General features: G+C 59.3%; 25 protein-coding genes. 9 read left to right on the top strand and 16 right to left on the bottom strand.

The window, feature by feature from the left end:
• Positions 1–23: 23 nt before the first annotated feature.
• Positions 24–452, top strand: a complete 429-nt coding sequence (locus tag HEQ17_RS15545) for a biopolymer transporter ExbD (protein WP_296293579.1) — start codon at positions 24–26, stop codon at positions 450–452.
• A 72-nt stretch (positions 453–524) separates the two neighbouring features.
• Here HEQ17_RS15545 and HEQ17_RS15540 read toward each other — a convergent pair whose 3' ends face one another.
• From HEQ17_RS15540 to HEQ17_RS15505, 8 genes are all read right to left on the bottom strand, one after another.
• Complete coding sequence (locus HEQ17_RS15540; RefSeq protein ID WP_296293578.1) at positions 525–1,511, bottom strand: tripartite tricarboxylate transporter substrate-binding protein; 987 nt, start codon at positions 1,509–1,511, stop codon at positions 525–527.
• A 143-nt stretch (positions 1,512–1,654) separates the two neighbouring features.
• Positions 1,655–2,911, bottom strand: a complete 1,257-nt coding sequence (locus HEQ17_RS15535; protein ID WP_296293577.1) for an AMP-binding protein — start codon at positions 2,909–2,911, stop codon at positions 1,655–1,657.
• A gap of 53 nt (positions 2,912–2,964) precedes the next feature.
• Complete coding sequence (locus HEQ17_RS15530; protein WP_296293576.1) at positions 2,965–3,774, bottom strand: ABC transporter ATP-binding protein; 810 nt, start codon at positions 3,772–3,774, stop codon at positions 2,965–2,967.
• A 137-nt stretch (positions 3,775–3,911) separates the two neighbouring features.
• A complete protein-coding gene (locus tag HEQ17_RS15525; RefSeq protein ID WP_296293575.1) occupies positions 3,912–5,246 on the bottom strand; it encodes an ABC transporter substrate-binding protein in 1,335 nt (444 codons plus the stop codon).
• Between the two features lie 106 nt (positions 5,247–5,352).
• The gene (locus tag HEQ17_RS15520; protein WP_296293573.1) at positions 5,353–6,429 is read right to left on the bottom strand and encodes a branched-chain amino acid ABC transporter permease; all 1,077 of its coding nucleotides are present in this window, start codon (positions 6,427–6,429) and stop codon (positions 5,353–5,355) included.
• A 12-nt stretch (positions 6,430–6,441) separates the two neighbouring features.
• On the bottom strand, positions 6,442–7,371 hold the full coding sequence (locus HEQ17_RS15515) for a branched-chain amino acid ABC transporter permease (RefSeq protein ID WP_296293572.1): 930 nt from the start codon (positions 7,369–7,371) through the stop codon (positions 6,442–6,444).
• 12 nt (positions 7,372–7,383) lie between these two features.
• Positions 7,384–8,166 (bottom strand): ABC transporter ATP-binding protein, encoded by a 783-nt coding sequence (locus HEQ17_RS15510; RefSeq protein WP_296293571.1) that lies wholly within the window; start codon positions 8,164–8,166, stop codon positions 7,384–7,386.
• The gene (locus HEQ17_RS15505; RefSeq protein ID WP_296293570.1) at positions 8,163–10,109 is read right to left on the bottom strand and encodes an AMP-binding protein; all 1,947 of its coding nucleotides are present in this window, start codon (positions 10,107–10,109) and stop codon (positions 8,163–8,165) included. Before HEQ17_RS15505 ends, HEQ17_RS15510 begins: the two co-directional genes overlap by 4 nt.
• A 156-nt stretch (positions 10,110–10,265) precedes the next feature.
• Here HEQ17_RS15505 and HEQ17_RS15500 point away from each other — a divergent pair, with 156 nt between their 5' ends.
• From HEQ17_RS15500 to htpG, 3 genes are all read left to right on the top strand, one after another.
• Positions 10,266–10,976: a Crp/Fnr family transcriptional regulator gene (locus tag HEQ17_RS15500; protein WP_296293569.1), complete on the top strand. Its 711-nt coding sequence runs from the start codon at positions 10,266–10,268 to the stop codon at positions 10,974–10,976.
• A 61-nt stretch (positions 10,977–11,037) separates the two neighbouring features.
• On the top strand, positions 11,038–11,946 hold the full coding sequence (locus HEQ17_RS15495) for a pseudouridine synthase (protein ID WP_296293568.1): 909 nt from the start codon (positions 11,038–11,040) through the stop codon (positions 11,944–11,946).
• A gap of 76 nt (positions 11,947–12,022) precedes the next feature.
• Entirely contained in the window at positions 12,023–13,990 is a 1,968-nt protein-coding gene (gene htpG / locus HEQ17_RS15490; RefSeq protein WP_296293566.1) for a molecular chaperone HtpG, read from the top strand.
• 97 nt (positions 13,991–14,087) lie between these two features.
• Here the strand turns inward: htpG and HEQ17_RS15485 are convergent, their stop codons facing one another.
• A complete protein-coding gene (locus HEQ17_RS15485) occupies positions 14,088–15,107 on the bottom strand; it encodes a serine/threonine protein kinase (protein WP_296293564.1) in 1,020 nt (339 codons plus the stop codon).
• A 78-nt stretch (positions 15,108–15,185) separates the two neighbouring features.
• Between HEQ17_RS15485 and HEQ17_RS15480 the strand changes: the two genes are divergently transcribed.
• Positions 15,186–15,638, top strand: coding sequence for a potassium channel family protein (locus tag HEQ17_RS15480; RefSeq protein WP_296293563.1), 453 nt, complete (start codon positions 15,186–15,188; stop codon positions 15,636–15,638).
• Between the two features lie 87 nt (positions 15,639–15,725).
• Here the strand turns inward: HEQ17_RS15480 and HEQ17_RS15475 are convergent, their stop codons facing one another.
• Positions 15,726–16,574 (bottom strand): 3-hydroxybutyryl-CoA dehydrogenase, encoded by an 849-nt coding sequence (locus HEQ17_RS15475; RefSeq protein WP_296293562.1) that lies wholly within the window; start codon positions 16,572–16,574, stop codon positions 15,726–15,728.
• 532 nt (positions 16,575–17,106) lie between these two features.
• Between HEQ17_RS15475 and HEQ17_RS15470 the strand changes: the two genes are divergently transcribed.
• Complete coding sequence (locus HEQ17_RS15470) at positions 17,107–17,355, top strand: DUF2789 family protein (protein WP_296293772.1); 249 nt, start codon at positions 17,107–17,109, stop codon at positions 17,353–17,355.
• Between the two features lie 100 nt (positions 17,356–17,455).
• Here the strand turns inward: HEQ17_RS15470 and HEQ17_RS15465 are convergent, their stop codons facing one another.
• Entirely contained in the window at positions 17,456–18,262 is an 807-nt protein-coding gene (locus HEQ17_RS15465) for an ABC transporter permease (RefSeq protein WP_296293561.1), read from the bottom strand.
• Between the two features lie 2 nt (positions 18,263–18,264).
• The gene (locus HEQ17_RS15460; RefSeq protein ID WP_296293560.1) at positions 18,265–19,194 is read right to left on the bottom strand and encodes an ATP-binding cassette domain-containing protein; all 930 of its coding nucleotides are present in this window, start codon (positions 19,192–19,194) and stop codon (positions 18,265–18,267) included.
• 93 nt (positions 19,195–19,287) lie between these two features.
• Between HEQ17_RS15460 and asd the strand changes: the two genes are divergently transcribed.
• Positions 19,288–20,151, top strand: coding sequence for an archaetidylserine decarboxylase (asd, locus tag HEQ17_RS15455; protein ID WP_296293559.1), 864 nt, complete (start codon positions 19,288–19,290; stop codon positions 20,149–20,151).
• A 39-nt stretch (positions 20,152–20,190) separates the two neighbouring features.
• Here asd and HEQ17_RS15450 read toward each other — a convergent pair whose 3' ends face one another.
• Genes HEQ17_RS15450 through HEQ17_RS15435 form a run of 4 tightly spaced genes read right to left on the bottom strand, consistent with a single transcriptional unit; the run spans position 20,191 to position 22,692 of the window.
• Positions 20,191–21,078 (bottom strand): uracil-DNA glycosylase, encoded by an 888-nt coding sequence (locus HEQ17_RS15450; protein ID WP_296293558.1) that lies wholly within the window; start codon positions 21,076–21,078, stop codon positions 20,191–20,193.
• A gap of 8 nt (positions 21,079–21,086) precedes the next feature.
• A complete protein-coding gene (gene rimI, locus HEQ17_RS15445) occupies positions 21,087–21,578 on the bottom strand; it encodes a ribosomal protein S18-alanine N-acetyltransferase (RefSeq protein ID WP_296293557.1) in 492 nt (163 codons plus the stop codon).
• A gap of 8 nt (positions 21,579–21,586) precedes the next feature.
• Complete coding sequence (gene tsaB, locus HEQ17_RS15440; RefSeq protein ID WP_296293556.1) at positions 21,587–22,387, bottom strand: tRNA (adenosine(37)-N6)-threonylcarbamoyltransferase complex dimerization subunit type 1 TsaB; 801 nt, start codon at positions 22,385–22,387, stop codon at positions 21,587–21,589.
• The gene (locus HEQ17_RS15435) at positions 22,384–22,692 is read right to left on the bottom strand and encodes a hypothetical protein (RefSeq protein WP_296293555.1); all 309 of its coding nucleotides are present in this window, start codon (positions 22,690–22,692) and stop codon (positions 22,384–22,386) included. The genes tsaB and HEQ17_RS15435 overlap by 4 nt, the downstream gene beginning before the upstream one ends.
• 166 nt (positions 22,693–22,858) lie before the next feature.
• Between HEQ17_RS15435 and dacB the strand changes: the two genes are divergently transcribed.
• Positions 22,859–24,313, top strand: coding sequence for a D-alanyl-D-alanine carboxypeptidase/D-alanyl-D-alanine-endopeptidase (gene dacB, locus HEQ17_RS15430; protein WP_296293554.1), 1,455 nt, complete (start codon positions 22,859–22,861; stop codon positions 24,311–24,313).
• Positions 24,310–24,564 (top strand): SemiSWEET transporter, encoded by a 255-nt coding sequence (locus tag HEQ17_RS15425; RefSeq protein ID WP_296293553.1) that lies wholly within the window; start codon positions 24,310–24,312, stop codon positions 24,562–24,564. Before dacB ends, HEQ17_RS15425 begins: the two co-directional genes overlap by 4 nt.
• Positions 24,565–24,629 lie beyond the last annotated feature (65 nt).

Raw genomic sequence — 24,629 nt, 5'->3', positions numbered from 1 at the left:
GCCTGCCGCACAAGGAACCTCACATGGCCATGAACCTAGGCACCAACCCAATCAATGAACCCGAAGTGATGATGGACATCAACACCACGCCGCTGATCGACGTGATGCTGGTGCTGCTCATCATGCTGATCATCACCATCCCGGTGCAGTTGCATGCGGTGAACATGGACATGCCCGCCCCCAGCGTCAACAAGCCGCCCACACCTCCTGAAGTGGTGCGCATCGACATTGCAGCCGACGCGGTCATCTCGTGGAATGGCCAAGCCTTGCTCGACCGTCAGGCGCTGCAGACGCGTCTGACCGAGGCCGCTTTGCGTCAACCCCAGCCCGAGCTACACATCCGCTCGCACGCCCAAGCGCCCTATGGCGCGACCGCTGCGGTGCTGGCTGGCGCACAGCGTCAAGGCCTGAACAAAATGGGTATTTTGGGCATCGAGCGCTTCGCTGACTGATGTAGGGGTCCGGCTCACGCCCAAAGAAAAAGCCGCTTGAACAGCGGCTTTTTCAGGGAGCGGGATTGAAGATCAGTCTGCGAACTTGCCTGCCGCGTCCACGGCAGCCTTGATCTTGATCATCTCGGCAGCCACAAATTTCTTGTGCTCTTCGGGCTCCACGCGCTTGTCGCTGACCACCAGCGCGCCAAGGCTTTCGTTCTTCTTGATGAACTCAGGGTCCTTCAGGGATTTCTTGAGCGCATCGTTCAACATTTTGGTGATGGCGGCTGGCGTGCCTTTGGGGGCATACAAACCGTGCCAGATGGTCAGGTTGAAGTTCTTCATGCCCATTTCCTGCAAGCTGGGGTAGTGCTTGAGAACAGGGTGACCGCTCAGGGGTTGGGCCGTGGTGACCGCAAACGCCTTGATGCGGCCGCCTTCGATCTGGGCCGTGGTGTTGGTGGTTTGATCACACATCATGTCTACCTGACCACCGATCAAGGCCGTCATGGCAGGCGCTGTTCCGCCAAACGGGATGGTGGTCATGGCCTCTTTGGTCTTCATGTTGGTCTGCCAGAGCAAGCCACAAATGTGGGAAGCAGAGCCCAAACCCGCGTGAGCGATGTTCAACTTGCCTGCATTGGCACGGATGTAGTTTTCAAAGTCACGGTAAGTGTTGGCGGTTAACTGGGGCTTGCCGACCAAAGTCATCGGCACATCATTGACCATGCCCAAAAACTCGAAGTCTTCAAGGGGCTTGTAAGACAGCTTGCGATACAGCGCCGGCGTAGCCGCCATGCCAATATGGAACAACAACAAAGTGTGACCATCAGGTGCAGCCTTGGCAACTTTGGTTGCACCAATCGTGCCGCCAGCGCCAGCCGCATTTTCAACCACAAAGTTGCTGCCAGGAATATGCTTGCGCATGGCTTCGGCCAAATCACGCGCCACGCGGTCTGTCGGGCCGCCTGCGGTGAATGGAACAACGATAGACACAGGCTTGTTGCCCGGGAAGGACTGAGCGTAAGCGCCCACAGAGAAAGCAGCCAGAGTGGCCAGTGCAATCCATTGCTTCATGAACAAACTCCTTAAAGGTGATGTGATTGTAAAAACCACCACAGTGTCATGAAATATCGGGAAACACTTAGCCGAATACCCTTGGTTACCCTTGATTTGATTGAGGATTTTGAGGGCACAGGCAGAGCATCATCGGCATTGACTCACTGGTAGCTGCGGGCGTCCTCGATGACTTTGCCGTCATTGGCCAAACTCCCATGCGCCACCAAGTGGACATCACCCCGCAATTTGGTCACATCGCGCACCGCTTCGGCCACGCGCGCCTTGAGCACGTCATCGGCCAGCCGATCGGTCTCCACATGCAAGGCCATCTGGTCATTGGCCATCTCACCCGTCACCACAAGTCGGGCCTTACCCACTTCGGGGAAGCGTTTGACAATCTGGGCCACCTGTGCCGGGTGCACAAACATGCCCCGGATTTTGGTGGTCTGGTCAGCACGGCCCATCCAGCCCCTGATGCGCTGTCCGGTGCGGCCGGTGGGGCAAGTGCCGGGCAAGATGGCCGACAAATCGCCCGTGCCAAAACGGATCAAGGGGTAGTCGGGGTTGAGCGTGGTGATGATCAGCTCGCCCACTTCGCCCTCGGGCACCGGGTCGCCGGTGCCGGGGCGCACGATCTCGACGATCACGCCCTCGTCCAACACCAGACCTTCACGCGCAGCGGTTTCGTAAGCAATCAAGCCGACATCGGCGGTGGCGTAGCACTGGTAAGCATCGACGCCGTGCGCGGTCATCCACTCGCGCAGGCTGGGCGGAAAGGCCTCGCCCGACACCAGCGCTTTGCGAACACTGGTCAGAGCCACGCCCATCTCGGCGGCTTTTTCGAGGATGATTTTCAAAAAGCTGGGCGTGCCAATGTAGCCCGCAGGCTGCAACTCGGCCATGGCCGTCACTTGTTGCTCGGTCTGGCCTGTGCCCCCCGGGAACACGGTGCAGCCCAGCGCATGCGCGCCGGTTTCCATCATCGAGCCCGCGGGGGTGAAGTGGTAGCTGAAGCAGTTGTGGATCAACTCGCCCGGGCGAAAGCCGGCCGCAAACAGGGTGCGGGCCATGCGCCAGTAATCGGCACGGGTGCCCTCGGGTTCGTAAATCGTGCCAGGGCTGGCAAACACGCGGGTCATGCCTTGGCCAAAGCCCAAGGTGCTGAAACCGCCGAACACATTGCCGCCCGCTGCACGCGCAGACTTCTGGCGCTCCAGCAATTCGGTTTTGCGGATCACCGGCAATCGGACCAGCGCTGCGCGGCTGTTGACACTGGCAGCGGCCACGTCCTTGAGCAACTCGGCAAAGGCCGGGGCACGGACTTTGGCCTGGGCAACCTGCGCGGGCAAAGCGGCCATCAGTGCGGCTTCGCGGACTTCTGGGGCGAGCGTTTCCAACGCATCAAAGTGCTGAGACATGGATTTCTTTCTGGGATACTGCGCAGAGAAAGTCAAGGGGTAAAGTCAGCGTATCAAGCCAACCAGCGCTTGCGGCGCTTGTAGCTCTTGACATCCTTGAAGCTCTTGCGCTCGCCACCGCCCATGCCCAAGTAAAACTCTTTCACGTCTTCGTTGGTACGCAGGTCTTCAGCCACGCCGTCCATCACGATGCGACCCGACTCCATGATGTAGCCGTAGTCAGAATATTTGAGCGCCATGTTGGTGTTTTGCTCAGCGATCAAGAAAGTGACCTTTTCTTTCTCGTTCAGGTCTTTGACGATGTTGAACACCTCTTCCACGATCTGTGGAGCCAGACCCATGGAGGGCTCATCGAGCAACATCACACTGGGGTTGGTCATCAGGGCGCGGCCAATGGCACACATCTGTTGCTCACCGCCCGAGGTGTAGGCAGCTTGCGAAGTACGGCGGGTTTTGAGGCGCGGGAAATAGGTGTAAACCTTGTCCAGGTTGGCCGCGATCTCGCCCTTGTCCTTGCGGGTATAACTTCCAGTCAACAGGTTGTCTTCGATCGACAAGTGGGCAAAGCAGTGTCGCCCTTCCATGACCTGCACCACGCCACGGTTGACCAGGTCGGCTGGCGTGAGGTTTTCGATGCGCTCACCGCGCAGCTCGATGCTGCCTTTGGTCACGTCGCCGCGCTCGCCCTGCAGCAAATTGGAGATCGCGCGCAGCGTGGTGGTTTTGCCTGCGCCGTTACCGCCGAGCAAAGCCACGATGCCTTGCTCTGGCACCTGCAGGGACACGCCCTTGAGTACCAAGATGACGTGGTTGTAAATGACTTCGATGCCATTGACGTTGAGAACAATGTTTTGGTCGCTCATGGACTGTGCCTTTTCAAATTCTGGGGTTCAAGCCAAATGAAATCGCTGCACGCAAGGGTTCCATTTGGCAGCTGTTGGCGGGCCAATGCCCGCTGCAGCTGACCACCTGCCGCTTGCGCGGCAGGCGTGGTTTCAGATCAAGACTGGCAATCCGCAGGAGCGCGGCGCGTGATCTTCTTCTCGGCGGCGTACTTGTCGGCTGAAGCTTTGACCAATGGCTTGATGATTTGCTCATCAGCCTGCATCCAATCGGACGCCCAGACAAATTTACTGCCGTCCCATGTGTGAACACGCGCCCATGCAGAGCCCATGTGATCCGCACAAGAGGTGGAAACCGGACGCATGACGCCCTTGAAGCCCAACGCATCCAATTTGGCCTGCGTCAAGTTCAGGTTCTCGTAGCCCCAGCGTGCTTGCTCGCCAGTCATGACCTTGCCCTTGCCATATTTTTCCTGGGCTTGGCGAACGCCTTCAACAGCGAGCATCGCACCAACCACTCCCCGCATGTACAACACCTCACCCACTTCTGCTTTCGGCCCGGTTCCCTGGCCTTTGTCATGCACTTTGGCCAGAATTTCCTTAACCACAGCAGACTGCGGTTCTGCGCCGTGCTGCATCATGACGGCGTTGTAGCCTTTGGCTGCGGCCCCAATGTCCTTGATGTCAGGTTCAGCACCAGACCACCAGGTACCAAACATTTTTTCACGCGGGTAACCTGTTGCAATAGCCTCTTTGATCGAGGTGGCCGTCATGACACCCCAAGTTTGAAGCATCACGTAATCGGGTCGCTGTTGGCGCACTTGAAGCCAAATGGCCTTTTGTTCGACACCGGGTGCAGGAATGGGCAACAACTGAAGGGTAAAGCCATGTGTGGCTGCTCGCTCTTGCACAATGGGCAAAAGCTCTTTGCCAAATGGACTGTCGTGGTAGGCAACCGCTATTTTTTTGCCTTTGAGTTTGTCCCAGCCACCAGCCTGTTTTGCAATGTGCTGCAACAAAACATCCCCCGCCACCCAATAGTGACCAATCAGCGGGAAATTCCACTTGAAGACACCACCGTCAGCAGAGTCGCTGCGCCCGTAACCTGAAGTGATCATAGGGATTTTGTCAGTCGGTATTTTTTCGGTCAAAGCAAACGTGATGCCGGTTGACAAAGGCTGAAAGACCGTGGCACCTCCATGCTTGCCCTTCAGTCGTTCATAGCACTCGACACCACGGTCTGTTGCATATGCGGTTTCGCATTCCTCAACAAGGGTTTTCACACCGTTGATGCCACCGCGGGCATTCACCAACTTCATGTAGTCAGCATAGCCATTCGCGAAAGGTGTTGCGTTTGGTGCGACTGGTCCCGTGCGGCCCGTCAAGCTGGGGAAGAACTGGACTTTCTCTTGTGCCATGACTGAAGTGGTGACTACCGCTGACAAACCTGCACAAGCCAAAGTGGCCAACATGGCTAACTTTTTGAGCTTCATTGAACTGTCTCCTTAAATCGTGTGTGAAATACCAATGGACCCATCATTCAAGTTGCAATGATGTGATGGCAGAGCAATCAATGCCCACGCCAACACACCCTTTCACTCAGTGCGGGAAGGGCCACAACCGCAACTTCTGCTTGGCAATGCTCCAGAGCTTAGCCAGGCCGTGAGGCTCGGCAATCAAGAACCAGACAATCAAAGCACCAAAAATCATGTACTCGACATGGGAGACCAAGGCCGTCGAGATTTCAATCCCGAAAACCGCCCCCACAGCCGGCAAAAACTGGTTCAAGAAAATGGGCAACACCACGATGAAGGCCGCGCCAAAGAAACTGCCCATGATGGAGCCCATGCCGCCAATGATGACCATGAACAGCAACTGAAAGGAGCGGTCAATCGAGAACGCCGCAGGTTCCCAGGAGCCCAAGTGCACAAAGCCCCACAGAGCGCCGGCCACCCCCACGATGAAAGAGCTGACAGCAAAGGCACTGAGTTTGGCGTACATGGGGCGAATGCCAATGACGGCAGCGGCCACGTCCATGTCACGGATCGCCATCCATTCCCGGCCAATGGCCGAGCGCACCAGGTTTTTGGCAAGCAAACCAAACACCACCAAGAAGCTCAAGGCAAACAGGTATTTGTCAACCGGCGAATCAATGACCCAACCCAACACTTGGAAATCAGAGACCGCCACAGAGCCAGAAGAGCTGTTGTTTGTGAACCAGCTGATGCGGCTGAATGCCCAATCGCAAAAGAACTGGGCCGCCAAGGTGGCCACCGCCAAATAAAGGCCCTTGACTCGCAAGCTGGGAATCCCAAAGAAGATACCTACCAATGTGGCGAAGAATCCCCCTGCAAGCAAGGCCAAAATGACCGGCATGCCCTCGATGCGCACATAGGTGTTGTAGGCCATGTAAGCGCCCACGGCCATGAAAGCCCCTGAACCCAGGGAAATTTGACCGCAATAACCGACCAGGATGTTCACTCCCAATGCGGCCAACGACAAGATCAGGAAGGGGATCAAGATGGCGCGGAACATGTATTCATCGGCGATAAGGGGCACGCCGACGAAAGCGAAGGCAATCAGCGCCAGGATGGCCCAGCGGTCTTGCGCAATCGCAAAGATCTGCTGGTCGCTGCGGTAAGAGGTCTTGAACTGACCGTTTTCTCTGTAAAACATGTTTTTCTCTCCTTACACGCGGTCAATGATCTTTTCGCCGAACAAGCCTTGCGGACGGAACAACAAAAAGACGAGAGCCAGCATGTACGCAAACCAAATTTCAATGCCACCGCCCACATAGGGGCCCAGGTAAACCTCAGACAATTTCTCGCCCACACCGATGATCAGGCCGCCGATGATGGCACCGGGCACCGAAGTCAGGCCACCCAAAATGATCACCGGCAAAGCACGCAAAGCCACGGTGGTCAGGGAGAACTGCACACCCAATTTAGAGCCCCAGATGATGCCGGCGACCAAGGCGGTGATACCCGCCACGAACCAGACGATCACCCAAATGCGGTTGAGCGGGATGCCAATGGATTGAGCGGCTTGGTGGTCATCGGCCACAGCACGCAGGGCGCGACCGGTACCGGTCTTCTGGAAAAACAGCGACAGAACCACCACCAACAAAGCCGCGATACAAGCTGCGTAAACATCCTCCAAACTGATCAGTACTCCGCCAGGGAACACCGACTCGAAAAGGAAGACGGGCTCTTTGGGCATACCCACATCAATTTTGTAAATGGCGCTTCCAAAAATGGTCTGCCCCAAGCCATCCAAAAAGTAGGTGATGCCCAAAGTGGCCATCAGCAAAGTCACGCCCTCTTGGTTGACCAAGTGGCGCAGCACCAGGCGCTCGATCAGCCAAGCCAGCACATACATGATGGCGGCAGCCAGCACAAAGGCAATCAGATTGCCCATGAACTTGTCTTCGATGCCCAGCCAGCCTGGGACCCACTCTGAAAAACGGGCCATGGCCAAGGCGGCAAACAGCACCATCGCGCCTTGCGCGAAATTAAACACGCCTGAGGCTTTGAAAATCAAGACAAAACCCAGGGCGACCAAGGAATAAAGCATGCCGGCCATGAGGCCGCCAAAAAGGGCTTCCAGAAAAAATGCCATGTCTTTTTCTCCTCAGTGGCTGGTGCCCAGATAGGCACTGATCACTTCTTCGTTGTTGCGCACTTCTTCGGGAGTCCCGTCGCCGATTTTTTTGCCGTAGTCCAGCACCACCACGCGGTCCGAGATGTCCATCACCACGCCCATGTCGTGCTCGATCAACACGATGGTGGTGCCGAACTCATCGTTCACATCCAAGATGAAGCGGCACATGTCCTGCTTTTCTTCCATGTTCATGCCGGCCATGGGTTCGTCGAGCAAGAGCACCTTGGGCTCCATGGCCAAGGCGCGACCCAAGTCCACCCGCTTTTGCAAGCCATAAGGCAACTGACCCACGGGTGTTTTGCGAAAGGCCTGGATCTCCAGAAAGTCGATGATGTGTTCGACGAATTCGCGGTGCTTTTCTTCTTCGCGCTGGGCGGGACCGATGCGCAAAGCCTGCAAGAACAGGTTGCTCTTGATGTGCAGGTTGCGGCCGGTCATGATGTTGTCGATCACGCTCATGCCCTTGAACAAGGCCAAATTCTGGAACGTGCGGGCAATGCCCATCTCGGCCACTTGGCGGCTGTTCATGTGGTCAAACTTTTGCCCACGGAAAGTGATACTGCCCTCTTGCGGCTGGTAAACACCGTTGATGCAGTTGAGCATCGAGCTCTTGCCCGCGCCGTTGGGGCCAATGATGGCGCGCACTTCGTGCTCGCGCACGTTGAACGAGATGTCGGTCAGCGCCTTCACGCCGCCGAAGCGCAAACTGATGTGGTTGACGTCCATGATGACGTCGCCGATTTTCTTGGTCATGCTGCGGCCTTCACGGGTGTGAATGTTTTGGCGTCGGAAATCTTGAGCGTGGCGCTCACGGTGCCGGTGCGGCCATCTTCAAACTTGACCACCGTCTCGATGAACTGCTCGGCTTTGCCCTCGTACAGGCCATCCACCAGCGGTTTGTATTTGTCGGCAATGAAGCCACGGCGGACTTTGTTGGTGCGGGTGAGTTCACCGTCGTCGGCGTCCAGTTCTTTGTGCAAGACCAAGAATCGGCTGATCTGGCTGCCCGCCAGCATGGCGTCTTCTGCCAAGTCAGCGTTGACCTTTTCCACGCAATCCTGGATGAGCTGGTAGACCTCGGGCTTTTGGGCCAGATCGGTGTAGCCCGCATAAGACAGGTTGCGGCGCTCTGCCCAGTTGCCCACGGCATCAAAGTCGATGTTGAGCATGACGCAAACTTTTTCGCGCTGGTCGCCGTAAGCCACCACCTCTTTGATGAAAGGGAAAAACTTGAGCTTGTTTTCGACGTATTTGGGCGCGAACATCGCGCCGTCGTTGGCACCGCCCTGAATGCGGCCCACGTCTTTCACGCGGTCAATGATTTTGAGGTGGCCGTGGCTGTCGATGAAACCCGCATCGCTGGTGTGGTACCAACCGTCGGCCGTCAGCACTTCGTCGGTGGCTTTCTGGTTTTTGTAGTAGCCCTTGAGCAAGCCGGGCGACTTGACCAAGATCTCGCCGTTGTCGGCCACCTTGATCTCCACACCCTTGCAAGGCACGCCCACCGTGTCGGCGCGCGCTTCGTTGTCGGGCTGCAAGCAAACGAACACGGCGGTTTCGGTGGAACCATACAGCTGCTTGATGTTCACGCCGATCGAGCGGAAGAAAGTGAACAGGTCAGGGCCAATCGCCTCGCCCGCGGTGTAGGCCACACGCACGCGGCTGAAACCCATGTTGTTGCGCAAGGGGCCGAAAACCATCAGGTTACCCAAGCCATACACCAAACGGTCCATGAAGCCGACCGACTGGCCGTCCATCAAGGCCGGGCCGACTTTTTTGGCCACAGACATGAAGTGGTGAAAGAGCTTGCGCTTGAAGCTGCCCGCATCTTCCATGCGGATCATCACGCTGGTGAGCATGCCTTCAAACACCCGGGGCGGTGCGAAATAATACGTTGGGCCAATTTCTTTCAGGTCGATGGTCACCGTGGCCGAAGACTCGGGGCAGTTGACCACGTAGCCGCACACCAACCACTGCGCGTAGCTGAAGATGTTTTGCCCAATCCAGGCTGGCGGCATGTAGGCCAGCACGTCTTCGGCATGGGTCAGCTTGTCGAATTCAGCGCCGGCGTCGGCGCGGTCGATCAATGAGCTGTGCGTATGCACCACGCCCTTGGGGTTGCCGGTCGTACCCGAAGTGAAGAACATCGCCGCCACATCGGTATGGGCCGCTTTTTCAACTTCTTCGTTGAAAAACTGAGGGTGCTGCTGGGCAAACACCCCACCGGCCGCGATCAACTCTTCGAGTGAGCCCAAACCGTCTTCGGTGTACTTGCGCAAGCCGCGTGGGTCGTCGTAATAAATGTGGGTCAGTTGTGGGCATTGCTCACGCACTTCCAGCATCTTGTCAACTTGCTCCTGGTCTTCCACCACCGCAAAGCGCACCTCGGCGTTGGTGATGGGGAACACGCACTCGGCGGCAGCCGCGTCCTGATACAGCGGCACCGGAATAACGCCCAAGGACTGTGCGGCCAGCATCGTGGCGTAAAGACGTGGGCGGTTGGAGCCCACCACGATCAGGTGCTCGCCGCGCTGCAGACCCGCCTGGTGCAAGCCACAGGCGACAGACTGGACCAGGCTGGCCAAATCCGACCAGCTGGTGGTTTGCCAAATGCCATATATTTTCTCGCGCAATGCGGGCGCTGTGGGGCGCTCGGCAGCATGCTTGAGCATCAAGCGGGGAAACGTTGTTTGCATGACCTGACCTGTCTCCAAAAACGGCGCATTGGATGCAATGCGGCTGAACTTGTTGGAGATCGTAGGCAGTCATTTGACGCTAAGTTGTCGTTTGGACGACAATTCAGGGAAGACCCCTAGCCCACCTGACCGTCAACTGACAGACAGACCATCGCCATGGCCAAAGAAAACAGCGTTTACCAGCGCCGCCGCGCTCCCACCGAAGCCGATCTCCAGGAAATCCCGTGGCTGCATCTGTTGCGCCCGCCAGAGCGCCTGGAAATCGTGCCACAACTGGTGGTGAGTGACCCTCAGGCAGGCGACTATGTCTGCCGCGTTGGCCGTCCTGTGACTTTCTGGTTTGGCGTGATTTCGGGCCTGCTCAAGATGAGCAGCGACAACGAAAGCGGTCAGACCATGACCTTTACGGGTGTGCCACCCGGAGGCTGGTTTGGCGAGGGGACGGCGCTCAAGCGCGAGGTCTACCGCTACAACATCCAGGCCCTGCGCCCGAGTGTGGTGGCGGGGCTACCTCTGGAAACTTTTCACTGGCTGATTGACCACTCGCTGGGTTTCAACCGCTTCATCATGCAGCAACTCAACGAACGTCTGGGCCAATTCATCGCTGCCCGCGAACTGGATCGCATGAACAACCCCGAATTGCGCTTGGCTCGTCATCTGGCGGCTTTGTTCAATCCAGTCTTGTTCTCGGGTGTGGGCGAAGTGTTGCGCATCACGCAACAAGAGCTGGCTTACTTGGTTGGTTTGTCTCGTCAACGGGTGAACGAAGCCCTGCGCGTGCTGCAAGCGCGCCAACTGATTCGCGTCGAATACGGCGGTCTGCGCATCCTGGACTTGCAGGGGCTGCGCACCGCCCAATTTGGCTGACACAAAACAAGGGACAATCAGCGTCAAGCCTATCTGGCCCCATCCTGTCAGCGCTAACCCCATGACCCAGCCCCCTGCATTCAAACGCGCCCCCCGCCCCGAAGGCAAAGGCGAAACGGCCGAACCCAGCGGCACCTCGCGCCTGAACAAGCGCATGGCCGAGTTGCGCATGTGCTCGCGCCGCGAAGCCGACGCCTGGATCGAACAAGGCTGGGTGATGGTCAACGGCCTGCCCGCCAGCATGGGCCAGCAGGTCACGCTGTCTGACCGCATCACCATCGACAAAGCGGCCGAGCAACAACAAGACCGACAAGTGACTATTCTTTTGCACAAGCCCTTGGGCTATGTGAGCGGCCAGGCCGAAGACGGACACGAACCCGCGATCACCCTGATCAACCCGCGCAGCCACTGGGGTGGTGACCCATCCAAGCTTCGTTTCACCCCGCCGCACCTGCGCGGCTTGGCCCCGGCAGGGCGCTTGGACATCGACTCCACAGGCTTGTTGGTGCTGACACAAGACGGCCGCGTGGCGCGCCAGTTGATTGGCGAAGACTCCGAGATGGAAAAAGAGTATCTGGTGCGCGTGGCCTATACCGGCCACGAAAACACCGCCGCCGCCTCGGCTGCGTCCGCCACCTATGGCGGCAAGGCCAACCCGCTCACCGTCATTGGCGACTTTGACCGCGTGAGCGCCAACGTGCAAGCCATCTTCCCGAAAGAGCAACTGGAGCGCCTGCGCCACGGCCTGAGCTTGGACGGCAAACCCCTCAAGCCCGCCAAGGTGGACTGGCAAAACCCCGAACAGCTGCGCTTTGTGCTGACCGAGGGCAAAAAGCGTCAGATACGCCGCATGTGCGAACAAGTCGGCCTGAAAGTCGTGGGCCTCAAACGCATCCGCATGGGCGGCGTGCAACTGGGCCAGATGCCTGCAGGGACATGGCGGTATCTGGGGCCGAACGAGTCATTTTGACCCCTTGAAATTCACCCGTGACGCCCCAAGCTGTGGGGCGTTCTTGTTTTCTGATCTTTTTTACTGTTGAACCGCTATGAGCAAACAAACCCATGCCTTTCAGGCCGAAGTCGCGCAACTGCTGCACCTGGTCACCCACTCGCTGTATTCCAACCAAGAAATCTTTCTGCGCGAGCTGATCTCCAACGCCTCAGACGCCTGCGACAAACTTCGCTTTGAAGCGCTGAACAACACCGCGCTGTACGAAGACGCGCCCGACTTGCAAGTGCGCCTGTCGTTTGACAAAGCCGCCAAGACGCTCACCATCACCGACAACGGCATCGGCATGACGGCGCAAGAAGCCATTAACCACCTAGGCACGATTGCCAAGAGCGGCACCAAAGACTTTGTGAGCCAACTGAGCGGCGACCAGAAGTCGGACGCGCAGTTGATTGGCCAGTTCGGTGTGGGCTTTTATTCGGGCTTCATTGTGGCCGACAAGATCACCGTCGAGACCCGCCGCGCAGGTGCCACGCCTGCTGAAGGCGTGCGCTGGATCAGCGGCGGCACGGGCGACTTTGAGGTCGAGACCATCACCCGCGCCGAACGCGGCACCAGCGTGATCTTGCACCTGCGCGAAGAAGCGCTGGAGTACGCCAACACCTGGAAGCTGAAAGAAATCGTTGGCAAATACTCTGACCACATCAGCCTGCCCATCTTGATGGAGAAGGAAGACTGGAAAGACGGCGAGCTGATCGATCCGAACAACGAAGGAGGTGGCCGCCAGCCCGGCGGCATGGTCAAGACCGGCGAATGGGAAACCATCAACAAAGCCAGCGCCTTGTGGACCCGCCCCAAGAAAGACATCACCGACGAGCAATACGCCGACTTCTACAAACAGATCAGCCGCGACTTTGAAGCCCCACTGACTTGGACCCACAACCGCGTGGAAGGCAGCACCGAATACACGCAACTGCTCTACATCCCGTCCAAAGCCCCGCAAGACCTGTGGAACCGCGACAAGAAGGCGGGCATCAAGCTCTACGTTAAGCGCGTGTTCATCATGGACGAAGCCGAAGCGCTGATGCCCAGCTACCTGCGCTTTGTGAAGGGCGTGGTGGACTCGGCCGACCTGCCCCTGAACGTGAGCCGCGAGTTGCTGCAAGAAAGCCGCGACGTGAGAGCCATCCGCGAAGGCTGCACCAAGCGTGTGCTGTCGATGCTGGAAGATCTGGCGAAACACGACAAGGCACCTGAGGAGACCGACGGCGTGACCGACGTTCTGAGCGACGAAGACAAGGCCAAGCAGGGCCAGTATTCCAAGTTCTACGCCGAGTTCGGCGCGGTGCTCAAAGAAGGCCTGGGCGAAGACTTTGGCAACCAAGCGCGTTTATCCAAGCTGCTGCGTTTTGCGTCATCGACCCACGACACCGTGAGCGTGAGCTTTGCCGACTACAAAGCCCGCATGAAAGAAGGCCAGGACGCGATTTACTACATCACCGCCGACACCCTGGCCGCCGCCAAGAACAGCCCGCAACTCGAAGTCTTCAAGAAAAAAGGCATCGAAGTGCTGCTGATGACCGACCGCGTGGACGAGTGGGCCCTCAACTTTGTGCACGAGTTTGACGGCACCCCGCTGCAAAGCGTGGCCAAGGGCGCGTTTGATCTGGGCAAGCTGCAAGACGAAGAAGAAAAGAAAGCCGCCGAAGACGCGGCCGAAACCTTCAAGCCCGTGCTGGCCAAACTCAAAGAAGCGCTGAAAGACAAAGCCGAAGACGTGCGCGTGACCAGCCGCCTGGTGGACAGCCCCGCCTGCCTGGTGGTGACCGACGACGGCATGAGCATGCAACTGGCCCGCATGCTCAAGCAAGCTGGGCAAAGCGCCCCCGAAGTCAAGCCCGTGCTCGAAGTCAACCCCGAACACGCGCTGGTGAAAAAACTCGACGGCTCGGTCCACTTCCACGACCTGGCCCACATCCTGTTTGACCAGGCCCTGCTGGCCGAAGGCGGCTTGCCCGCAGACCCAGCGGCGTATGTGAAACGGGTGAATGCGCTGTTGAGCTGATCGTTCTTACTCAACAAAAAGCCCTTCCAGACAGCTGCCTGGCAGGGCTTTTTTACGGGTCATGAGATCGAGCCAGCAGTGGCGTGGCTGTGAGCTCTCACACCACCAACGGCGCTTCTTGCATTTGCTCAACCTGCTCTTGCAGCATCAGCACCTGACCACGCCAGTAATCGGGCGTGCCAAACCACGGAAAGTTGATCGGGAAAATCGGATCATCCCAGCGCCGTGCCAGCCAGGCGCTGTAGTGGATCAGGCGCAGCGTGCGCAGCGGCTCGATCAGGTTCAGCTCGGCCCGGTCAAAGTCGCGCACTTGTTCGTACCCATCGAGCAAAGCCGACAGTTGCTGCGTGCGCTGCGCCCGGTCGCCCGAGAGCAGCATCCACAGGTCTTGCACGGCCGGGCCCATGCGCGCGTCGTCCAGGTCCACAAAGTGCGGGCCACCACCGGGCAGCTCGGCAGGCGTCCACAAAATATTGCCCGGGTGACAGTCGCCGTGCAGGCGAATCAGGCGACGGTCTGCTGCGCCTTGCGCCATTTTTTCTTGCACCAGCGCCAGCGCCGCAGCAAAGACCTCGCGCCATTCGCGCTCCACTTCCAACGGAATCATCTGGTGCTTTTGCAGCCACTCGGCGGGCTCAAGCGCAAAGGTCTGCACATCGAGCGTAGGGCGGTGAGCAAAAGGCTTGGCCGCGCCCACGGTGTGGATGCGGGCAAGAAAACGGCCAATCCATTCCAGCACCTCAAAGTCATCCAACTCGGGCGTGCGGCCGCCGCGCAAGGGGCTGACCGAAAAATCAAACCCCGCACTTTGATGCAGCGTCTGGCCGTTCAGCAACATCGGCGGCACCACCGGCACTTCGGCCGCCAGCAACTCGGCCGCAAAGTCGTGTTCTTCTTGAATTTGCTCGCGGCTCCAGCGCCCAGGCCGGTAAAACTTGAGCACCACCGCCGCGCTGCCTTGCACCGGCTCGTCCAAGTGCGCACGGTACACGCGGTTTTCGTAAGAGCTGAGCGCCAGCAAACGGCCATCGGGCCACAAGCCCAGTTCCTGCAAGGCGTCCATCACCCGGTCGGGGGTGAGATCGGTGTAGGGGTGAGATGCGTTCATTTCTGTCATGCACCGATTGTGGCGCAGGGCAGACTGGCGTCAGCGCCAGGGCCTGAGCACTCAGACGCTTTGGTGGAAAATCACAGGATGCAACAACCTCCCAAACGCCTTAACCGCCTGATTCGACAGGGCCTTGTGTATTCACTCTTGTTGGCCTTGGCCATCCTGGGGCTTGGCGGTGTGGGGTTTTGGGTCATCGACCCGGGCATCGAAACCTTGTCCGATGGCCTGTGGTTGGCCTTCACCACTGCAGCCACCGTTGGCTTTGGCGACGTGGTGCCCTCCACCCAGGCCTCACGCGCCTTTTCGGTGATCGTGGTGCTGCTGGGACTGGCCGTGCTGTCGCTCGTCACCGCCTCGCTGTCGGCGATCTTTGTCGAAAAGGAAGTCGAAGACGAAGAGCGCCAAATTGAAAAAGACCTGATGCAGGAAATCGGTATCCTGCGCTACGAAGTGGCTCAATTGCGCCGCGAAATTCAGGCCATGGACAGATCAAACCAGAAAATAATCTCTGGTGAATCGGATCTCTATGGCCTATAAAACGGGCCACGCACTTTTCCACCAACGAAGACCGCCACCCGCAAGCCATGCGCCACGGCATTAAGCACCTTCTCGCAAGTGGCACGCTCAGTAGCTGTAAACACCTTGCCCGGTCTTTCGGCCCAAGCGACCGGCGGCGACCATTTCTTTGAGCAAGGGGCTAGGGCGGTATTTGCTGTCACCGAATTCCTTGAGGTAGACCTCCATCACGGCCAGGCACACATCGAGGCCAATCATGTCGGCCAGCGCCAGCGGGCCAATAGGCTGGTTGCAGCCGAGCTTCATGCCTGCGTCAATGGCTTCGGCCTCGGCCAGGCCTTCGCCCAGCACAAAGAAAGCTTCGTTGATCATGGGCACCAAGATGCGGTTGACGACAAAGCCGGGGGCGTTCTTCACGGTGATGGGTGTCTTGCCCAGCGCCAGCGCCATGTCGTGCACCGCGTCGTGGGTGGCGTCGCTGGTCTGCAGGCCACGAATAATTTCGACCAGCGCCATCATGGGCACGGGGTTGAAGAAGTGCATGCCGATGAAACGGTCAGCGCGCTGCGTGGCGGCGGCCAACTGCGTGATCGAGATCGACGAGGTGTTGGACGCGATGATCACGTTGGGGGCCAGCATGCCGTCGAGCTGCTTCAAGATCTTGACCTTGAGTTCGTGGTTTTCTGTCGCGGCTTCGATGACCAGCTGTGCACCCTTGAGGTCGTCGTAGCTGCTGGAGCCCTGGATGCGGGCCAATGCGGCGGCCTTGTCGGCTTCGCTGATTTTTTCTTTGTTGACCAAGCGGTCCAGGCTTTTGGTCACATTGGCCAAGCCCTTGACCACGGCCGCGTCCGAAATGTCGATCATCACGACGTTGATGCCCGAGACGGCGCACGCCTGTGCAATGCCATTGCCCATGGTGCCTGCGCCAATGATGCCTACGGTCTGGATGCTCATGTTTTTGATTCCTTCAAAACGGAGTAAATTGGTTCAACAGGCATCTTAACGGGACGAGCTCACAGCGCCCTGACACCCGCTGGACATGCGAGGGCCACCCCCGGACCACGCAACACCAACATCGATTTTTTCCACCAGAACTTGCCTGACCCATTCACACCCGCCAGGATCAAGGGCAACAGTGGAAAGACACAGCCTCTGGATTTCTCATGCAAGGTGCTCAGATTCAATCCCACTTGGGCTCGTGTCTGTTCACCCCTTCACTCTGGTCCCCACAGGTCTGTAGCCCAGGCCTGCTATTCCCACCAGGCCATCGTTGACCGCTTTGGGACAACTGTGCCCTTCAGCCTGCAGCGGTCTCAAGTGACTTGATGAGTTAGCCCCAATGGAGATGGCCGCTGACTTCAATTGGGACGCCGAAGCCTTTGACCCCAAGCCTGCAGTAGATGTCCATCCATTGACATGGGACAAAAAGAACATTCAGCCAGCGAGTAAATTGAAGCGTGGTCACTCAACTGTGCAAAAGACTTTCATGAAATGGCTTGGTCATACGACCCGATTTCTTTTCTTCACCGGCAAAGGTGGTGTGGGCAAGACATCGATCTCGGCGGCAACAGCCATAGAGCTGTTCCTGAAAACACACCGTCCACTCCATGCCAATACCCGATTGGAAGATGACTCGTTCTGGAATCCAGGTCAACGCCATTTCCTGAAAGAGCAACTCTCGATGGATGCAGAATGGGCCGGGTTGATTGACCAACTGAGCTTGGCCCTGCGATGAAAAACAGAAAGCCGATTTGAGCCTTGCCAAGCAATGATCTTGTTCGCTCATGGGAGCGCGACTGTTGCGCAACAGGTCTGCTCTGAGCCTGGTCATGCCCTCAACTCCTGAACCGCTTCCTCGTCAACGCCAGCGCAATCCAGAACGACACCCCCGCATACACCGCCAGCACCAAGACGAGGCGCACGGGCGTATCAGGCCAGCGGTCCAAGAACATCGGGCGCACCAAATCGACGGCCACCGACAGCGGCAGCCAGTCGGCGATCACGCGCACAAACGCGGGCAGTTGCTCACGCGGAAAAAAGATGCCCGAGAGGAACATCATGGGCGTGAGGAACAGGGTGAAGTAGTAGGTAAAAAAGTCGTAGCCCTTGGCCAGCGCATTGAAGATGAGCGCCATGCAGCTGAAGGTGATGCCCACGCCCAGCAACACGGGCCAGGCCACCAGCAGCTTCCAGCTGTGGCTGATGTCCAGCACCAGCATCACCAGCAAAATGGCCGTGACGCTGAACAGCGCCTTGAACGCGGCCCACAGCATTTCGGCCAGCACCACATCGTCCAGCCGCACCGGGGCGTTCATGATGCCGTCCCAGGTTTTTTGCACATGCATGCGCGAGAACGCCGAGTACAGCGCCTCAAAGGTGGCTGCGTTCATGGCGCTCATGCAGATGCTGCCGCTGGCCAAGAACAAAATGTAGGGCACCTTCTCGCCGCCCATCTCGACCTGCCCAATGAGCGCGCCCATGCCATAGCCAAAGGCCACCAGCCACATGAGCGGCTCGGCGATGTTGCCCACCAAGCTGGGGATGGCCAGCTTTTTCCAGACCAGCCAGTTGCGCTGTAACACAGGCCACCAGCGCATGGACAGGCGGGGCGCGGCCCAGATGTTGTTTTGGATTTGACTCATGATCAGCCTTCTTCCCGAATCTGGCGTCCGGTCAACTTCAAAAACAGGTCTTCCAAATTAGAAGGGCGGTGCAAGGTGCGCAGCGTCGGCCAGGCCTCCAGTGCATGCATCAAGGCACGGCTGTCTTGGGTATAGAAGAAAACCGTCTCACCGCTGACCTCAACCCGACCGGCCAGCGCCTTCAAATTGGCCTCTTGCGCCAGCTGCACAGCGCCTTGGCCAAAGACCTCCACCACGTCGGGCTCCAGGTGCTCGGCGATCAAGTCACGCGGTTTGCCTTCGGCGATCTTGCGGCCTTGGTCCAGCACCAAGAGGCGTGAGCACAGGCGCTCGGCCTCGTCCATGAAATGGGTGGTGAGCAAGATGGATTTGCCTTCTTGCAGCAGCAACTGCAGCCGCTCCCACATCAGGTGCCGCGCTTGCGGGTCCAGGCCCGTGGTGGGTTCGTCCAGCATCAAGAGCTGCGGGTGGTTGATGAGGGCGCGCGACAAACTCAGGCGCCGCTTCATGCCGCCCGACAACTCACCGGGTTTGGCTTTGGCTTTGTGGCTGAGCGCGCCAAACTCCAGCAGTTGCGGAATGCGTTCGCGGATCACGGCGTCGGCTATGCCAAAGTACCGACCAAACACCAGCAAGTTTTCTTCTGCGGTGAAGTCCGGGTCCAGCGTGTCGGATTGCGCCACAACGCCCAGGCGGGCTTTGATGGCCAGCGCATCACGCGGCATTTGCAGGTGATCAAAGTAGCGGATGCTGCCACTGTCGGGCTGAGACAAACCCAAGCACATGCGCAGCGTGGTGGTTTTGCCCGCACCGTTGGGGCCGATCACGCCCAGGCATTCGCCGGGGTTGATGTGGAAAGACAGGTCATTGACCACCGTGGTGTCGCCGTAGCGTTTGACCAGATGTTCGACCGATAGCAAGGGGGTGTTCATGCCCGGATTGTGCCCGTGACCACATGCCTGAGCAGGTTTGCGGGTGACCGATAAAATCAGGGCCTTCTCCTGCACCGCGCTGGCGGCCCCTTCATGTCAAGTTCCCCCTCTTTTTCGGATCGCCTGGCCGTCCTGCCGCAGTACCTGATGCCCAAACAAGCCCTGACCGCCTTTGCCGGCTGGGTCGCGGACAGCCAATGGGGCGGCGCGACCACGGGCATCATCAACTGGTTTGTCAAGCGCTACAACGTGAACATGATGGAGGCCGCCAACCCCGACACGGCCAGTTACAAGAGTTTCAACGAATTCTTCACCCGCCCGCTCAAGGCCAGCTCTCGCCCATTGGCCACCGCAGCGTATGTCAGCCCGGTGGACGGGGCCATCAGCCAGTGCGGCCCCATTCTGGGCGATCAGGTGTTCCAGGCCAAGGGCCACAGCTACAGCACCCGCGCTTTGGTGGGCGGCGACGCGGCACTGGCCGCGCATTTTCAAGACGGCGAATTTGCCACGTTGTACCTCAGCCCACGCGACTACCACCGCATCCACATGCCTTGCGCGGGGCGCTTGACCCGCATGATTCACGTGCCGGGCGATTTGTTCTCCGTCAACCCGACCACCGCCTGTGGCGTGCCTGGCCTGTTTGCCCGCAACGAGCGGGTGGTGTGCGTGTTTGAGAGCGAGCACGGCCCCTTTGTGATGGTGCTGGTGGGGGCCACCATCGTGGGCAGCATGGCCACCGTATGGCACGGCGTGGTCAATCCACCCCGCCCCGGCACGGTGCGCGAATGGACTTACGAGATGGGCAGCATCACCCTGGCGCAAGGCGAGGAAATGGGTCGATTTTTGCTGGGCTCCACCGTGGTGATGCTGTTCCCGAGCGGGGTGATGCGGTTCAACCCCGACTGGACACCGACCCGCCCCATCGTCATGGGCGAGGCCATGGGCAGCCTGTCCTGAACTCAGGCGATCAGGGCGCTGAAGCGCCGACCGACGACATCAGCCTTTGACCACCTGCAAGGCCAACACCAGATCGGCCCAGGCTTTGGCCTTGTCGGCAGGCTGGCGCAGCAAGTTGCCGGGGGGGTAAGTGGTCACCACGGGCACTCCCTGAAAGGCGTGCAATCGCCCGCGCAATTGACCCAGGGGCTCTGTGCTGCCCAACAAAGACTGGATGGCAAAACGACCCATGGCCAAAATCACTCTCGGCTGAACCAATTGGACCTGGCGGGACAAATAGGCCGCGCAAACCGATAACTCAGCTGCATCAGGGTTGCGCCCACGCGGTGGGCGGCATTTGACAGCGTGCGTCAGGTAAGCCAGGGCTTGCGTGGGATTGGCCGCAGCAACTTGGTCGGCGCTTTGCCGGCGCACACCCACGGCTTGTAGCATGTTGTCGAGTAACTGCCCCTCGGGCCCGTTGAAAGGTGTGCCCTTGTCATCGTCCTCTTCGCTGGGCAAGTCGCCCACCACCATCCAGTAGGCCGGGGCATGGGCTGTGCCCAAAATCGGCGATTGGCGTGCCGCACACAAGGCGCAAGATGCACAGTGGTTGGCAGTGGCTTGCAGCTCAGGCCAGGCCATGCCCGGCAAACCTTCGGGCAAAGGTGCAAAAGCCGGAGCAGCAGTCGCAGCCTGGGGTGTTACCGGTCGAACGGATGGCGCTGCGCGCACGGACGAGGCCACCAGCGGGGCGGCTGCGGATGGCACAACGGCAGCGGTCAATGCTGGGGCGGACACACTTTGGACTGAGGCGGCAGGTGCTGTGGCCTCGGCCAGCGCATGGGACGCACCACCGGAGCGCTGCGGCCACCAGACGCGCACGCCCATTTCGGCCAGCATGGCGCGCTGGCGCTCATCAAGGTCAAATCGGGTTGGGTCGCTCATGTCCTGGCTCACAGTTCCAAACTCATTACCACCGCATGTTCTCGCTGCTGGTGGCTTGCCGGATAGTAATCCTTGCGGACACCCACTTGTTTGAAACCATAGTGCGCATACACCTGCAAGGCGCGCTGGTTGCTCTGGCGCACCTCCAGCCAAAGCGATTGGGCACCTGTGTGGCGTGATATCAGCGCCAGCGCATCCAGCATCATGCGGCCCCAGCCCTGAGCCTGGTGCGCGGGGGCCAGGGTGATGTTGAGCAAATGCATCTCCGTAAAGCCGCGCATGGCCAGAAAGTAACCCAGCAACTCGCCCTTCAGCCAGAGGCATTGGGCATCAAACAGCGGATTGAGCGAATCCATGAAATTGCCGCGCGACCAAGGGTGGCTGTAAACGGTTTGCTCGATGGCCATGACCGCGTCCAAATCATCCAGCGTCATGGCCGCCAAAGTGGCCGCATCGCGCACGGCCTGTGCAATCACTGTGCGTTGGGAGCTCGAAGGCATGGTCTGACTCATGGCTGGCTTACCGCCGGGTTCTGCAAAGCTGGCACCTGGGCCTGGATTTTCAGGGCCTCGCGCTCGGCGGTGGTGTGGGCCACTTTGTCCCGGATGTACAGTGGCATGGCCTGTTCGGCAGGCACCACCTGGCCTTGCGCCCAAGCGGCCGGAGCCAGGCGCAGCAAAGCCGCTGCTGTGGGCATGGCTACCCAGCGCTGGCCTGCGGGCAGGCGCTCTGGATAAACGGCAAAGGCATTGCCTGCCAGCAGCACCCCAGGGCCCTCGGGCAGTTGCACGAGTTCGGGCGGACCCACTTGCAAGGGCGTCACGGTTTGCCACTGACCCCGCACATCCGCTGCCTCATCTCCCGGCTGCACTTGCCAACGGTAGGCCGCGCTGTACACCTCGCCCATGCGGGCGTCCAGCAGTGCCAGCACCGTCAAAGGGACCTTGAAAGCCCACAGGCCTGCTTGATGCTGCGCCCAGCGCGCCTGTTCGGCCACCGCCAGCAAGGTATCGATGGGCAGCACCGGCACACCGGCTCCAAAAGCCAGGCCTTGCGCCACGGCGCAAGCGGTGCGCAAGCCGGTGAACGAACCCGGCCCCCGACCAAACACAATGGCATCCAGCGTGGCCAGCGTCATCTCGGCCTCGGACAGCATGGCAAACACCGCCGGAATCAGGCCGCTGGATGATTGCGCCCCGCCAGGCAGGGTTTGGGTCCAGACCTGATCGCCTCGGGCCACAGCCAAAGACAGCTCGTCGGTGCTGGTGTCAAACGCCAGCCAACGGCCTGCTGCAACCGGGGCGCTCAAGGCCTGCCTCCGGACATGGGCAGGGCCACAGCAGGTACTGTTGCGGTTTGGGGCTGACGCTCACCCCACAAGATCTTCGAGCGCAGGCCCGACATGACCACCGATATCCCACCCACAAACGCAGTATGGAACAAGATTGCGGGCCACGTTGCCGGGTGCAACTGAGTGGGCAAGATCTGCAAGCCCACCAAAACGGCCAAACAGGGCACAAAACACACAAACGCCCTGAGCAAGCGTGCGCCTCGCAGCAGCACATCGCCGGGCACGATGCAGCCCAAGTCCACGGTTTTTGGAGACAGTCGCATGGTCCGAATCATAAGGGCCTCAAGTCCCGGCCTCAGGGAACCCGTGGTGGCGGGTTAGACTTACGCGATGATGCCGCGCGCCTCCCGAAAACCTTGGCTCAAGCTTGCCAGTGCAAGCTGCTTGACACTCCTGACTGTCGTTGGGAGTCCGTCCGCAGCCACACCGGTGACTGAAACATCAGCCCTCCCCTCTGGCAAAACCCGCGCGTCTCACACGGACTTGCCACCCGAGGTCCTGAAAACCCTGCGTCAGGCTCAAGTGCCCGCCTCTGCATTGAGCGTGGTGATCGCACCGCTGCCAGCCCACCCCCGGACTAACCGCGAAACGCCTGTGCGCTTGGCGCATCAAGCACACATCAGCGTCAACCCCGCTTCGGTCATGAAGCTATTCACCACATACGCGGCCTTGAGATTGCTCGGGCCGGAACACCTGTGGCGCAACCGTGTTTACGCCGATGGGCCTGTTCGGGATGGCGTGCTGCAGGGCAATTTGGTGGTGCGCGGCAGTGGCGACCCCAAACTGGTCGTCGAACGTTTACAGGATTTGCTGACCCAAGTGCAAGCAGCAGGGGTGCGTGAAGTGCGTGGCGACATCGTGCTCGACCGCAGCGTGTTTGACGTGCGCGAGCGCAGCGAACCCTTTGACGAAGAGCCCCTGCGCCCTTACAACGTGGCACCAGACGGGCTACTGATCAACTTCAAGGCCGTGGTTTACAAGTTCACCCCCGATGCGGCCAACGGCCATGTGCAAGTCCAGCATGAGCCGCCCTTGGCAGGCCTGAAAGTCACCCCCCAACTGCCTTTGTCGTCCGTTCCTTGCAGCGACTGGCGACGCCAGCTACAGGCCGACTTCAGCCAGGCCCTGCAGGTGCGCTTTGTGGGCAACTATCCCGCCAGTTGTGGTGCGCGCGAATGGCCTGTGGCCTATCCGGAACCCAACCAATACGCCCCTTTGGTGATGCAGGCCATGTGGCGCAACACGGGAGGGCAAATCACCGGGCAAGTGCGCTATGGCGCACGTCCGGCAGATGCGCGCTTGCTGGTGGAAGCACCCTCGCTGCCCTTGTCGCAAGTGATCAAAGACATCAACAAGTTGTCCAACAACGTGATGGCACAACAGTTGTATTTGTCGCTGTCGAGCGAGTTGGGAGCCCCCGGTCGCTTTGAAGCCTCCCGCGTGCGCTTGTCGCAATGGTGGCGACATGAATTTCCAGGTCAACCCGAACCCGTTTTAGACAACGGTTCTGGCCTCTCGCGCAACGAGCGCAGCACAGCACACGCCTTGACGGCCTTGCTGCAAGCAGCGCATGCAGGCCCTCACGCCCAAGTCTTTGTGGACTCATTGGCCGTGGCCGGGGTGGATGGCACAGCCGCCCGCCTGAAGGACCGCAACCCCAACTCTCCGGCCATCGGCAACGCCTGGCTCAAAACCGGTTCACTGCGCGATGTGGCCTCGGTCGCAGGCTATGTACAAGGCCAAAGCGGCCAACGCTACACCCTGGTGGCGGTGCTGCACCACCCCCAGGCACCTCAGGCGCGTGCCGCATTGGACCAGTTGCTCGAATGGACCGTGCGTGACACGGTGCCACCGCACAAAACCTTGCCCCAACGCACACCATGAACCCGATCGACTGGGTCGGCTCCCTGGCCGCCCTCCTCACCACGGCCAGCTTCATCCCCCAAGCATGGCAAACTTTTCGCACCCGAGACGTGAGCGGCATCTCACTGGGCATGTACAGCCTGTTCACTGCAGGGGTGGCGCTGTGGCTGGTCTACGGCATCTTGATGGTGGCTTGGCCCATCATCATCGCCAACGCCATCACCACCAGCCTGGCGCTGATGATTTTGGTGATGAAGATGCGTTACCGCTGAGCTTCAAGGGATACCGGTAAATGGGTAGTAGCCCGATGGTCAACAAGGAATACAAGCTTTAGGAT

Source organism: Limnohabitans sp. (assembly GCF_023910625.1).
Classification (GTDB): domain Bacteria; phylum Pseudomonadota; class Gammaproteobacteria; order Burkholderiales; family Burkholderiaceae_C; genus Limnohabitans_A.
Note: the sequence above shows the minus strand (reverse complement) of the source record. Positions and strands in the feature narration are given on the sequence as shown.

Excerpts from the sequence above, each read along its gene's own strand:
- HEQ17_RS15475 (WP_296293562.1), bottom strand. The coding sequence starts at position 16,574 with ATGAGCATCCAGACCGTAGGCATCATTGGCGCAGGCACCATGGGCAAT.
- HEQ17_RS15470 (WP_296293772.1), top strand. The coding sequence starts at position 17,107 with ATGAAATGGCTTGGTCATACGACCCGATTTCTTTTCTTCACCGGCAAA.
- HEQ17_RS15545 (WP_296293579.1), top strand. The coding sequence starts at position 24 with ATGGCCATGAACCTAGGCACCAACCCAATCAATGAACCCGAAGTGATG.
- HEQ17_RS15495 (WP_296293568.1), top strand. The coding sequence starts at position 11,038 with ATGACCCAGCCCCCTGCATTCAAACGCGCCCCCCGCCCCGAAGGCAAA.
- HEQ17_RS15500 (WP_296293569.1), top strand. The coding sequence starts at position 10,266 with ATGGCCAAAGAAAACAGCGTTTACCAGCGCCGCCGCGCTCCCACCGAA.
- HEQ17_RS15460 (WP_296293560.1), bottom strand. The coding sequence starts at position 19,194 with ATGAACACCCCCTTGCTATCGGTCGAACATCTGGTCAAACGCTACGGC.
- HEQ17_RS15515 (WP_296293572.1), bottom strand. The coding sequence starts at position 7,371 with ATGGCATTTTTTCTGGAAGCCCTTTTTGGCGGCCTCATGGCCGGCATG.
- HEQ17_RS15480 (WP_296293563.1), top strand. The coding sequence starts at position 15,186 with ATGCAACAACCTCCCAAACGCCTTAACCGCCTGATTCGACAGGGCCTT.
- HEQ17_RS15505 (WP_296293570.1), bottom strand. The coding sequence starts at position 10,109 with ATGCAAACAACGTTTCCCCGCTTGATGCTCAAGCATGCTGCCGAGCGC.
- rimI (WP_296293557.1), bottom strand. The coding sequence starts at position 21,578 with ATGCCTTCGAGCTCCCAACGCACAGTGATTGCACAGGCCGTGCGCGAT.
- HEQ17_RS15425 (WP_296293553.1), top strand. The coding sequence starts at position 24,310 with ATGAACCCGATCGACTGGGTCGGCTCCCTGGCCGCCCTCCTCACCACG.
- HEQ17_RS15520 (WP_296293573.1), bottom strand. The coding sequence starts at position 6,429 with ATGTTTTACAGAGAAAACGGTCAGTTCAAGACCTCTTACCGCAGCGAC.
- HEQ17_RS15485 (WP_296293564.1), bottom strand. The coding sequence starts at position 15,107 with ATGACAGAAATGAACGCATCTCACCCCTACACCGATCTCACCCCCGAC.
- HEQ17_RS15510 (WP_296293571.1), bottom strand. The coding sequence starts at position 8,166 with ATGACCAAGAAAATCGGCGACGTCATCATGGACGTCAACCACATCAGT.
- HEQ17_RS15435 (WP_296293555.1), bottom strand. The coding sequence starts at position 22,692 with ATGCGACTGTCTCCAAAAACCGTGGACTTGGGCTGCATCGTGCCCGGC.
- HEQ17_RS15525 (WP_296293575.1), bottom strand. The coding sequence starts at position 5,246 with ATGAAGCTCAAAAAGTTAGCCATGTTGGCCACTTTGGCTTGTGCAGGT.
- HEQ17_RS15530 (WP_296293576.1), bottom strand. The coding sequence starts at position 3,774 with ATGAGCGACCAAAACATTGTTCTCAACGTCAATGGCATCGAAGTCATT.
- asd (WP_296293559.1), top strand. The coding sequence starts at position 19,288 with ATGTCAAGTTCCCCCTCTTTTTCGGATCGCCTGGCCGTCCTGCCGCAG.
- HEQ17_RS15450 (WP_296293558.1), bottom strand. The coding sequence starts at position 21,078 with ATGAGCGACCCAACCCGATTTGACCTTGATGAGCGCCAGCGCGCCATG.
- htpG (WP_296293566.1), top strand. The coding sequence starts at position 12,023 with ATGAGCAAACAAACCCATGCCTTTCAGGCCGAAGTCGCGCAACTGCTG.
- HEQ17_RS15535 (WP_296293577.1), bottom strand. The coding sequence starts at position 2,911 with ATGTCTCAGCACTTTGATGCGTTGGAAACGCTCGCCCCAGAAGTCCGC.
- HEQ17_RS15465 (WP_296293561.1), bottom strand. The coding sequence starts at position 18,262 with ATGAGTCAAATCCAAAACAACATCTGGGCCGCGCCCCGCCTGTCCATG.
- HEQ17_RS15540 (WP_296293578.1), bottom strand. The coding sequence starts at position 1,511 with ATGAAGCAATGGATTGCACTGGCCACTCTGGCTGCTTTCTCTGTGGGC.